9 protein-coding genes are annotated in these 11,773 nt (G+C 58.2%); 6 read left to right on the forward strand and 3 right to left on the reverse strand.

The genetic code is table 11. From position 1 onward, the window contains the following. Window positions 1–210 precede the first annotated feature (210 nt). Complete coding sequence (locus QOL81_RS19460) at window positions 211–1,713, forward strand: M16 family metallopeptidase (RefSeq protein WP_142109119.1); 1,503 nt, start codon at window positions 211–213, stop codon at window positions 1,711–1,713. A 24-nt stretch (window positions 1,714–1,737) separates the two neighbouring features. Here the strand turns inward: QOL81_RS19460 and ppiC are convergent, their stop codons facing one another. Next, window positions 1,738–2,019 (reverse strand): peptidylprolyl isomerase PpiC, encoded by a 282-nt coding sequence (gene ppiC, locus QOL81_RS19465; RefSeq protein ID WP_004934175.1) that lies wholly within the window; start codon window positions 2,017–2,019, stop codon window positions 1,738–1,740. 109 nt (window positions 2,020–2,128) lie between these two features. Here ppiC and rep point away from each other — a divergent pair, with 109 nt between their 5' ends. Further along, entirely contained in the window at window positions 2,129–4,153 is a 2,025-nt protein-coding gene (rep, locus tag QOL81_RS19470) for a DNA helicase Rep (protein WP_004934177.1), read from the forward strand. A 178-nt stretch (window positions 4,154–4,331) separates the two neighbouring features. On the opposite strand, the gene ppx is transcribed toward rep, so the two are convergent. Both ppx and rhlB read right to left on the reverse strand, forming a co-directional pair. After that, window positions 4,332–5,828, reverse strand: a complete 1,497-nt coding sequence (gene ppx / locus QOL81_RS19475) for an exopolyphosphatase (RefSeq protein WP_047729463.1) — start codon at window positions 5,826–5,828, stop codon at window positions 4,332–4,334. A 5-nt stretch (window positions 5,829–5,833) separates the two neighbouring features. Next, a complete protein-coding gene (gene rhlB, locus QOL81_RS19480; RefSeq protein WP_060424233.1) occupies window positions 5,834–7,120 on the reverse strand; it encodes an ATP-dependent RNA helicase RhlB in 1,287 nt (428 codons plus the stop codon). A gap of 131 nt (window positions 7,121–7,251) precedes the next feature. Between rhlB and trxA the strand changes: the two genes are divergently transcribed. The 4 genes from trxA (at window position 7,252) to wzzE (ending at window position 11,705) form a co-directional block, all read left to right on the forward strand. Beyond that, complete coding sequence (gene trxA / locus QOL81_RS19485) at window positions 7,252–7,578, forward strand: thioredoxin TrxA (RefSeq protein WP_004934187.1); 327 nt, start codon at window positions 7,252–7,254, stop codon at window positions 7,576–7,578. A gap of 400 nt (window positions 7,579–7,978) precedes the next feature. Further along, window positions 7,979–9,238 (forward strand): transcription termination factor Rho, encoded by a 1,260-nt coding sequence (rho, locus tag QOL81_RS19490; protein ID WP_004934188.1) that lies wholly within the window; start codon window positions 7,979–7,981, stop codon window positions 9,236–9,238. A 296-nt stretch (window positions 9,239–9,534) separates the two neighbouring features. Beyond that, a complete protein-coding gene (wecA, locus tag QOL81_RS19495) occupies window positions 9,535–10,632 on the forward strand; it encodes a UDP-N-acetylglucosamine--undecaprenyl-phosphate N-acetylglucosaminephosphotransferase (protein WP_004934192.1) in 1,098 nt (365 codons plus the stop codon). 20 nt (window positions 10,633–10,652) lie between these two features. Next, window positions 10,653–11,705 (forward strand): ECA polysaccharide chain length modulation protein, encoded by a 1,053-nt coding sequence (gene wzzE / locus QOL81_RS19500; protein WP_029988858.1) that lies wholly within the window; start codon window positions 10,653–10,655, stop codon window positions 11,703–11,705. Window positions 11,706–11,773 lie beyond the last annotated feature (68 nt).

The following is an 11,773-nucleotide window of genomic DNA, read 5'->3' on the forward strand; positions in this document are numbered from 1 at the left end:
TGCCTCGTAACGATTTCTTGCATTAAAAACCCCGCTATCTATTATTTTTCACTCTAATGAGTGACATCCGCAAAGGCGCGCGGTCTAACACGATGGTACACTTTCTGCTTTCCGCCCCACTGTGAAACTCAGGGCGTATTTTTATGATTCCATTGAATGGAATACACGCATTTGCATAAGAAATTGGATAGTCATTAAGTAGGGGTTCACATGCAGGGCACCAGAATTCATCTTATAGTTGGTGGGCTGCTATTGGCTGCCGCCAGTAGCAGCGTGCAGGCTGAAGCACTACAACCCGATCCTGCCTGGCAGCAGGGGTCGCTGGCCAACGGGTTTTCATGGCAGATTCTCGATACGCCGCAGCGGCCAAGCGACCGCGTGGAACTGCGGCTGATCGTCAATACCGGCTCCCTGGTGGAGTCTTCGCAGCAGACCGGCTTCGCCCATCTGCTGCCGCGGCTGGCGTTGGCGCGCAGCGAAAGCTTTACCGCGCCGCAGCTGCGCGCCCTGTGGCAACAGAGCGTGGATAACGAGCGGCCGCTGCCGCCGGCGATCATCTCGTATGATTTCACCATGTATAACCTCAGCCTGCCGAACAACCGGCCCGACCTGCTGAAAGAAGCGCTGGCCTGGCTGGCGGACACCACCGGCAAACTGGCGATCGACGAGCATACGGTGCACGCGGTGATGAATTCCAGCATCAATCCGGTCGGCACTTTCCCGCCCAATACCAAAGACGCCTGGTGGCGTTACCGCCTGAAAGGCTCGACGCTGCTGGCGCACGATCCGGCGCAGCCGGCGAAACGGCCGGTCAATCTCGAGCAGCTGAAGAAATTCTATCAACAGTGGTATACCCCGGACGCCATGACGCTGTTCGTGGTCGGCAAGGTGGACAGCCGCAGCCTGGGCGAACAGATCAACAAGGCGTTCTCGCCGCTGCAGGGCAAACGTGAAACCCCGGCCCCGATGCCGACGCTGACGCCGCTGCCGCAGCAGCCGGTAAGCCTGATCAGCGAGCAGGTGAAGCAGGATACGCTGTCTATCATGTGGGATTCGCCGTGGCATCCGATTCGCGATTCGCAGAGCCTGCTCCGCTACTGGCGTGGCGATCTTGCTCGCGAGGCACTGTTCTGGCATCTCCAGCAGACGCTGGAAAAAAGCGACCAGAAGAACCTGCATCTGGGCTTTGACTGCCGCGTGCAGTACCAGCGCGGGCAGTGCGCCATCCATCTGGATACGCCGAACAACAACCTGAACGGCAGCCTGGGCTTTATCGCCCGCGAGCTGGCCAACGTGCGTGACAACGGCCTGTCCAAAGAGGAATTCGATGCGTTGCTGGCGCAGAAAAACGATCAGCTGAGCAAGCTGTTCGCGACCTACGCCCGTACCGATACCGACGTGCTGATGAGCCAGCGCCTGCGTTCGCAGCAGAGCGGGGTGGTGGATATCGCGCCGGAGCTGTATCAGAAGCTGCGTCAGGAGTTCCTGTCCAGCCTGACGCTGGAGACGCTGAATCAGGCGCTGAAGCTGCAGCTTTCTCAGGAGGCGACGCTGGTGCTGATGCAGCCGAAGGGCGAGCCGGAAATGAGCATGAAGCAGCTGCAGGAAACCTATAACGGCATCATGATGCCGGCGCCGGCGGTGGTGACGGAAGAAGCCAAACCGGCAGACACCGCGGTGGCTGCGCCAGCGACGGACGCTGGCGCGCAGTAATCGCAGCAGGGGGCTCAGGCCCCCTCAGTTGCGGTACAGCACCTTGATGATGTGGTAACCGAACTGGGTTTTGACCGGGCCGTAAGGTTTGAGCAGTGGGATGCTGAACACCGCTTTATCGAACGCCGGCACCATCGCGCCCTTGTTGAATTCGCCCAGCGAGCCGCCGTTGCGTTTTGACGGGCAGCTCGAGTATTTGCGCGCCAGCGTGTCGAAGCTGACGCCGCGCTTCAGCTTGGCCAGCAGCTCGTTGGCCAGCTTTTCATTGTCTACCAGAATGTGCAGGGCGCACGCCGTTTTTGCCATGGTAATGCCTTTGTCGATGCGAAAATTGCGCTGATTATACCCGCTAAATCTCATCGGCGCTTTCTGCTACAATTCCCTTCCACGTTTTACAGTCGAGCAAGCCAGCACCATGCGATTAAACCCCAGCCAACAACAAGCCGTCGAATTCGTTACCGGGCCCTGCCTGGTGTTGGCCGGTGCCGGTTCCGGCAAGACGCGCGTTATCACCAACAAGATAGCCCACCTGATCCACCACTGCGGCTATCAGGCGCGGCACATCGCCGCCGTGACCTTTACCAACAAGGCCGCACGCGAGATGAAAGAGCGCGTGTCGCAAACCCTGGGGCGTAAAGAGGCGCGCGGGCTGATGATTTCCACCTTCCATACCCTGGGGCTGGAGATCATCAAACGGGAATACGTGGCGTTGGGGATGAAGTCCAACTTCTCGCTGTTCGATGACCAGGATCAGCTGGCGCTGTTGAAAGAGCTGACCGAAAAGTGGCTGGAAAGCGACAAAACGCTGGTGGCGCAGCTGATCTCGACCATCTCCAACTGGAAAAACGACCTGATCGATCCCCAGCGGGCGGCGGAGCTGGCGCGCTCGGAGCGCGACAAGCTGTTCGCCCACTGCTACGGCCTGTACCACGCCCATATGCGGGCGTGCAACGTGCTGGACTTCGACGACCTGATCCTGTTGCCGACGCTGTTGCTGCAACGCAACGAAGAGGTGCGCGAACGCTGGCAGCAGCGTATTCGCTATCTGCTGGTGGATGAGTACCAGGATACCAACACCAGCCAGTACGAGCTGGTTAAGCTGCTGGTGGGCAACCGCGCGCGCTTTACCGTGGTGGGTGACGACGACCAGTCGATCTACTCCTGGCGCGGCGCGCGGCCGCAGAACCTGGTGCTGCTGAAGGAAGATTTCCCGGCGCTGCAGGTGATCAAGTTGGAGCAAAACTACCGTTCCAGCGAGCGCATTCTGAAGGCGGCCAACATTCTGATCGCCAATAACCCGCACGTGTTTGAAAAACGGCTGTTTTCCGAGCTGGGATATGGTGAAGAGCTGAAAGTGGTGACCGCCAACAACGAGGATCACGAAGCCGAGCGGGTGGTGGGGGAACTGATCGCCCACCACTTCGTAAAAAAGACCAACTACGGCGACTATGCGATCCTGTACCGCGGCAACCACCAGTCGCGGGTGTTTGAAAAGATGCTGATGCAAAACCGCATCCCGTACAAGATTTCCGGCGGCACCTCGTTCTTCTCGCGCCCCGAGATCAAGGATCTGCTGGCCTACCTGCGCGTGCTGACCAACCCGGAGGACGACAGCGCCTTCCTGCGCATCGTCAATACCCCCAAGCGCGAGATCGGCCCGGCGACGCTGCAGAAGCTCGGCGAATGGGCCAACCAGCGCAATAAGAGTTTATTCCACGCCAGTTTCGATCTGGGGCTGAGCCAGCACTTGACCGGGCGCGGGCTGGAGTCATTGCAGCGCTTTACCCACTGGCTCGGCGGTATCGCCCAGCAGGCGGAACGTGAGCCGGTGGCGGCGGTGCGCGATCTGATCCGCGGCGTGGACTATGAGAGCTGGCTGTTTGAAACCTCGACCAGCCCGAAGGCCGCCGAAATGCGGATGAAGAACGTCAACACGCTGTTCGGCTGGATGACCGAGATGCTGGAAGGCAACGATCTGGACGAGCCGATGACGCTGACCCAGGTGGTGACGCGCTTCACCCTGCGCGACATGATGGAGCGCGGTGAAAGCGAAGAAGAGCTGGATCAGGTACAGCTGATGACGCTGCACGCTTCCAAAGGGCTGGAGTTCCCCTACGTATTCCTGGTGGGCATGGAAGAGGGCCTGCTGCCGCACCAGAGCAGCATCGATGAAGACAATGTCGATGAAGAGCGGCGTCTGGCCTATGTGGGGATCACCCGTGCGCAAAAAGAGCTGATCTTCACCCTGTGCCGCGAGCGCCGTCAGTACGGCGAACTGGTGCGGCCGGAGCCGAGCCGCTTCCTGCTGGAGCTGCCGCAGGACGATTTGGCGTGGGAAACCGAGCGCAAAGTGGTGAGCCCGCAGGAGCGGATGCAGAAGGGGCAGAGCCATCTGGCCAATATCCGCGCCCAGCTGGCCAAGGCCAAAGGCGGGAATTAAAAAGACAGGGCTAGATTACTGACAAAGGAGGAAAAAGCGTGGTTTTTCCTCCTTTGAGGTTATCAGCCGAAAATCAATGAATTGATTTTCCTTATTTTTTATATGCTGTCTTCTGTAAACCTGGCAATGTCATCAGGTTTGCCATTAACCTTCAGGCGCTCATCGCGCCCTGGTCATTTCAACGCTGTTCTTCCAACCGCAGCGTCCAGTGGACGTAGCTCTGCCAGTGGCTTTCCTGCTCCAGCGCCTCGGCGCGCAGCGGATGCTGTTCCAGCCAACCCGGCGGCAAGATCACCGTCAGTTCGTCGTCCTGATTGGCGCGTAACCGCACCGCCGGCAGCGTGTCATCGCGGCGGCGGCTGGCGAAGATGATCGCCAGGCGCAAAATGCGGCACAGACGCTGCGCAGTGCGCGGCGGCAGGGCGTTTTGCTGGTTCAACAGCGACAGGTCGAGGGTGTTGCTCTGGTTTTGCAGCAGGGTGGCCAGCAGTTTTTTCTGCGCCGGGGTAAAGCCGGGTAAGTCCAGGTGGCGGATTAGATAAGCGGCGTGTTGCGGAGCCTGCTTGAAATCGACGCTGAGGCCGAGTTCGTGGATCAGGCTGGCGCTGTGCAACAGCTCGCGACATCGCGCATCCAGCTGCCACTCGTTGGCGACCTGCTGCGAGAAGTTGGCGGCGAGTTGGCTGACGCGTTCGGCCTGCTCGGTGTCGATCAGGTAGCGACGCTGCAGGTTGCGGATGGTGCGGATGCGAATATCCTGCTCCACCGGCAGATGCAGCATGCCGTAAACCAGGCCTTCACGCAGCGCCCCGCCGGCCAGCATCATGCTCTCGATGCCCAGCTCCTGGAAGATGGCCAACAGAATGGACAGGCCGCTCGGGAACACCAGCGCGCGCTCCAACGTCAACCCTTCGATCTCCAGCTCTTCCAGCTTGCCGCACTGAATGGCGCGCTGTTTCAGCTGGCGCAGCTTGGGCAGGGTGATGCGTTCATCCATGCCTTGCGCCACCATGATCTCCTGCAGCGCCTGCACGGTGCCGGAAGCGCCGACGCAGATCTGCCAACCTTGCTGGCGCAGCTGCGGTGCGATCGGCCGCACCATTTCGCGCGCGGCCTGTTCGGCGCGTTCGAAGTTTTCTTGCCCAAGGTTGCGATCGCTGAAATAGCGTTCCAGCCAGGTGACGCAACCCATCGACAGGCTATACAGCTGCGATGCCTGTGCGCCGGTGCCGGTGACCAGTTCGGTGCTGCCGCCGCCGATGTCGACGACCAGCCGCCGATCCGGCCCGCCGGTGGTGTGCGCAACGCCGTGATAAATCAGCCGCGCTTCTTCTTCGCCGCTGATCACCTGCACCGGGCAGCCGAGGATTTGCTCGGCGACCTGCAGAAACTCATCGGCGTTGGACGCCAGGCGCAGCGTGGCGGTGGCGACGACGCGGATCTGCTCGCGCGGAATGTCCTGCAGGCGTTCGGAGAACAGCCGCAGGCACTGCCAGCCGCGTTGCATGGCCTCATGCGACAGGTGATTGTTCTGATCCAGCCCGGCCGCCAGGCGCACCTTGCGCTTGATCCGCGCCAGAGTCTGAATGCTGCCGGCCACCTCGCGCACCACCAACATGTGGAAGCTGTTGGAGCCGAGATCGATGGCAGCATAAAGCGTGCTGGAACTGAGCATGGCGATCAGCTCGAACGTTTACGGTTGCTGCGCGGCGCGCCGCCGCGACGAGGCGCGGAGTTGCGACGTGGGCCGTTGCCGCCGCGCGGACGCGACAGGCGCTTCGGCGCCGGCAAATCGGTCAGCAGCGCATCGCTGTTGTACTTGCTCACCGGAATGCTGTGGTCGATATAGGTCTCGATCGCCGGCAGGTTGAGCGCGTACTCTTCACACGCCAGGCTGATGGAGTGGCCGCTGGCGCCTGCGCGGCCGGTACGGCCGATGCGGTGCACGTAGTCTTCGCAGTCGTCAGGCAGATCGTAGTTGAAAACGTGCGTGACGGAAGGGATGTGCAGACCGCGCGCGGCGACGTCGGTGGCGACCAGGATATCGAGGTTGCCTTTGGTGAAGTCGTCGAGGATACGCAGGCGTTTTTTCTGCGCCACGTCACCGGTCAGCAGGCCGACGCGGTGACCGTCGGCGGCCAGATGGCCCCAGATGTCTTCGCAGCGATGCTTGGTGTTGGCGAAGATGATGGCGCGATCCGGCCACTCTTCTTCAATCAGCGTCTGCAGCAGGCGCATTTTTTCTTCGTTGGACGGGTAGAACAGCTCTTCTTTAATGCGGTGGCCGGTTTTCTGTTCCGGTTCCACTTCAACATATTCGGCGTTGTTCATCTGCTCGAAGGCCAGTTCGCGTACGCGATAGGACAGGGTGGCGGAGAACAGCATGTTCAGGCGTTGATCGGCCGTAGGCATACGGCGGAAAAGCCAACGGATGTCTTTGATAAAGCCGAGATCGTACATGCGATCGGCTTCATCCAGCACGACGACCTGCATCGCGCCGAGATCGACATAGTTCTGTTTGGTGTAATCGATTAAACGGCCGGTGGTGCCAATCAGAATGTCCACGCCGCTTTCCAGCACTTTCAGCTGTTTGTCGTAGCCGTCGCCGCCGTAGGCCAGGCCCAGTTTCAGGCCGGTGCTCTGGGAGAGCGCTTCTGCATCGGAGTGGATTTGCACCGCCAGTTCACGCGTAGGCGCCATGATCAAGGCGCGCGGCTGATTGGTCTGGCGATCCTGTTTCGCCGGGTGAGTCAGCAAATAGTGAAAAGTAGACGCCAAAAACGCCAGCGTCTTTCCGGTACCGGTTTGCGCCTGACCTGCAACGTCACGCCCGGAGAGCGTGAGCGGCAATGCTAACGCCTGGATGGGCGTGCAATTGTGAAACCCTTTTTTCTCAAGGGCTTCAAGGACTAACGGGTGCAGGGCGAAGTCGGAAAACTTCTGTTCGGTCAAGTGTGTTTTGCTCATAGTGTGGTAGAATATCAGCTAACTATTGCTTTACGAAAGCACATCCGTTGAAATAAACGCGGTGCAATAAAATCACCTTGAGTTGGTTAATGCTACACCAACAAGGTAGACATAATCCTGTGGAGTAGAACATGAGCGATAAAATTATTCACCTGACTGACAGCAGCTTCGAAGCCGATGTGCTGAAAGCGGAAGGGCCGATCCTGGTCGATTTCTGGGCTGAATGGTGTGGGCCGTGCAAGATGATTGCTCCGATTCTGGATGAGATTGCCGAAGAGTTCGAAGGCAAACTGACCATCACCAAGCTGAATATCGATCAGAACCCGGCTACCGCGCCTAAGTACGGTATCCGTGGTATCCCTACGCTGTTGCTGTTCAAGAACGGTGAAGTGGCCGCGACCAAGGTTGGCGCGTTGTCCAAAGGTCAGCTCAAAGATTTCCTGAACGCGAATCTGTAATCGGGCGGGAAGCCCAGTATCAGGCGCCTGGCGGTGATGTTCAATTCACCGCTAGACGCCTGCCAAGAAGCGTGTTAAGTTTAACCACACTGCATATAGAACTTGCCCGAAGTTTTAAATCTAAAGAGTTTGAATCTAAAGCTATACTCTGTGTCGAACCACTGGCGTTGAAAGTAAACTGAACTCAGCCCGTGTTTTGGCAATCAAACGGTTTTGCAAAAATCATTTTTAAGGTACCTTCGATCTTCAACCGTCAATGCGTGCGCCCGATGTAAGCCATTTCTTACCGCGACGGCTCTGCGCCCGGTGATCGAACGTCCAGTAAACAGGCACGCATCTCGCTGCCATACCATTCACGATACAAGTTCGAGACATACCCCGAGTTTAAGAACCCACCACTATGAATCTTACCGAATTAAAGAATACGCCGGTTTCTGAGCTGATTACTCTCGGCGAAAATATGGGGCTGGAAAACCTTGCCCGCATGCGCAAGCAGGACATTATCTTCTCCATTCTGAAGCAACATGCGAAAAGCGGAGAAGATATCTTCGGCGACGGCGTGCTCGAGATATTGCAGGATGGATTCGGTTTCCTCCGCTCTGGAGACAGTTCCTACCTCGCCGGTCCCGACGACATCTATGTATCCCCTAGCCAAATCCGCCGCTTCAACCTCCGCACAGGTGACACCATTTCCGGTAAGATTCGTCCGCCAAAAGAAGGCGAGCGCTATTTTGCCCTGTTGAAAGTCAACGAAGTCAACTACGACAAGCCGGAAAACGCCCGCAGCAAGATCCTGTTCGAGAACTTGACCCCGCTGCACGCCAATTCCCGTCTGCGGATGGAGCGCGGCAACGGTTCGACCGAAGACCTGACGGCGCGCGTACTGGATCTGGCGGCGCCGATTGGCCGCGGCCAGCGTGGCCTGATCGTGGCACCGCCGAAAGCCGGTAAAACCATGCTGCTGCAGAACATTGCGCAGAGCATCGCCTACAACCACCCTGACTGCGTGCTGATGGTGCTGCTGATCGACGAACGTCCGGAAGAAGTGACCGAGATGCAGCGTCTGGTGAAAGGCGAAGTGATCGCATCGACCTTCGACGAACCGGCTTCGCGTCACGTGCAAGTGGCCGAAATGGTGATCGAGAAGGCCAAGCGCCTGGTTGAACACAAGAAAGACGTGATCATTCTGCTCGACTCCATCACCCGTCTGGCGCGTGCCTACAACACCGTGGTACCGGCCTCAGGCAAGGTGCTGACCGGTGGTGTGGATGCCAACGCCCTGCATCGTCCGAAACGCTTCTTCGGTGCGGCACGTAACGTGGAAGAGGGCGGCAGCCTGACCATCATCGCGACCGCGCTGGTTGATACCGGTTCGAAGATGGACGAAGTGATCTACGAAGAATTTAAAGGTACCGGTAACATGGAATTGCACCTGGCGCGTAAAATCGCCGAGAAACGCGTATTCCCTGCGATCGATTACAACCGCTCCGGTACCCGTAAAGAAGAGCTGCTCACCACCTCCGAAGAGCTGCAAAAAATGTGGATCCTGCGCAAAATCATCCATCCGATGGGTGAGATTGACGCGATGGAGTTCCTCATTAATAAGTTGGCGATGACTAAAACCAACGATGAATTCTTCGATATGATGAAACGCTCATAATTCGTTAAAAAATTCGCTGAACGCCACGCCTAGTCGTGGCGTTTTTCGCTTTTGGCGGATACGATAAGTAGCAGTAATGGAAAAGTAAGTTGTTTCCTCGACTTATTGAGAATTCATCTTGTTTGTCGGTCGGTTTCTCGCCGGTCGGCTTTGCTGCTGTCGTTTTGTCAGCCGAAGCGAAGAAAATAGGCATGAATCACCGTTGTCATAGGAAATGACCGAAAGGTGGCGGGGGCCGATGGCACAAGCTATTGCCCGTGGTAAGCTGCCTTATCTTCTACAGAGATCTGTTAACTGTGAACTTACTCACTATGAGTACTGAAATTCTATTTGTTTTCCTGTTTTCTTTGGCTTTTCTCTTTGTTGCCCGCAAGGCGGCAAAACGTATTGGTCTGGTAGATAAACCCAATTATCGCAAACGCCATCAGGGGCTGATTCCGCTGGTCGGCGGTATTTCCGTTTATGCCGGGCTGTGCTTCGCGTTTTGGATTTCTGAACAACCTATCGCGCACGCCAAGCTTTATCTTACCTGCGCCGGCATTCTGGTGTTTGTGGGCGCGCTCGACGATCGTTTCGACATCAGCGTTAAAATCCGCGCCCTGGTGCAGGCGTTGGTCGGCATCGCCATGATGGTGTTCGCGGGCCTCTATCTGCGCAGCTTCGGCCATGTGCTGGGCGACTGGGAGATGCTGCTGGGGCCGTTCGGCTATCTGGTGACGCTGTTCGCGGTATGGGCGGCGATCAACGCCTTCAACATGGTCGACGGCATCGATGGCCTGCTGGGGGGCTTGTCGTGCGTCTCCTTCGGCGCGCTGGGCCTGTTGCTGTACCTGAGCGGCCATCATGAGCTGGCGTTCTGGTGCTTTGCGATGATTGCCACCATCGTTCCCTATATTTTGCTCAACCTCGGCATCCTTGGCCGCCGTTATAAGGTGTTCATGGGGGACGCCGGCAGTACCCTGATCGGCTTTACCGCCATTTGGCTGCTGCTGCAAAGCTCGCAGGGAAAGGCACACTCGATTAACCCGGTGACCGCGCTGTGGATCATCGCTATTCCGCTGATGGACATGATAGCAATCATGTATCGTCGTTTACGCAAGGGGATGAGCCCCTTCTCTCCCGATCGTCAACATATTCACCACCTGATCATGCGCGCCGGCTTTACGCCGCGGCAGGCTTTCGTGTTGATCACCCTGGCGGCCGCATTGCTGGCGGCGGTTGGTGTGATCGGCGAACGTCTGACTTTTATCCCAGAGTGGGTTATGTTGGCATTATTCTTGCTTGCTTTCTTCCTGTACGGTTACTGCATCAAGCGCGCCTGGCGGGTTGCGCGGTACATTAAGCGCATCAAGCGTCGCCTGCGGCGTTCGAGCGATAACAAGCAAGTATCTTAACCAGAGGCTTTTTGGCTGTGATGAATCCAGAAACAACGTCTGACAAGCATACCCCGGCGGTGGATAACGAACTCGATATCCGCGGCCTGTGCTGCACCCTGTGGCGCGGCAAACCGTGGATTATCGGCATTGCGGTGCTGTTCGCGGCGGTCGCGCTGATCGTCTCTTATCTGGTTAAGCAAGAGTGGAGCGCGACCGCCATCACCGACAGACCGACGGTGAATGCGCTGGGCGGTTACTACTCGCAGCAGCAGTTCCTGCGTAATCTGGACGTGCGCACGCTGCCGGCGACGGCCGGCGATCAGCCGAGCATCGCGGATGAAGCGTACAATGAGTTCATCATGCAGCTGGCGGCTTACGATACGCGTCGCGATTTCTGGCTGCAGAGCGATTACTACAAGCAGCGTCAGGAAGGGGATGCCCGCGCCGATGCGGCGTTGCTCGACGAACTGATCAACAACATCCTGTTCACGCCGCGCGACGACAAGAAAGTGCCGAACGACGGCGTGAAGCTGACGGCGGAAACCGCCGCCGACGCCAACCGCCTGCTGCGTCAATACGTGGCCTTCGCCAGCCACCGCGCAGCCCTGCACCTGAACGAAGAGATCCAGGGGGCGTGGGCCGCCCGCACCACCTCGATGAAGGCGCAGGTCAAACGTCAGGAAGCGGTGGCGGAGTCGGTTTACAAGCGTGAGCTGAACACCACGCAGCAGGCGCTGAAAATCGCCGAGAGCCAGGGGATAAGCCGCACGCAAACCGACACCCCGGCCGAGCAACTGCCGGATTCGGATCTGTTCCTGCTGGGCCGGCCAATGCTGCAGGCGCGTCTGGAAGGCCTGCAGGCTTCCGGCCCGACCTATGACCTGGATTACGATCAGAACCGCGCGATGCTGGCGACGCTGAACGTTGGCCCAACGTTGGATGAGAAGTTCCAGACCTATCGCTATTTGCGTACGCCGGAAGAGCCGGTAAAACGCGACAGCCCACGCCGGGTCTTCTGGCTGATTCTGTGGGGTGCGATGGGCGCTTTGGTTGGCGCGGGTGTTGCCTTGGCGCGTCGGCCGCGTAGTTAAAAATAATATAATAATCTGATGCAGGGCGCGTGAGCGCCCCATTCGCAGGCGGGGCCTGCGATTAACCG

The organism is Serratia sp. CC22-02 (assembly GCF_900182895.1).
Classification (GTDB): domain Bacteria; phylum Pseudomonadota; class Gammaproteobacteria; order Enterobacterales; family Enterobacteriaceae; genus Serratia; species Serratia nevei.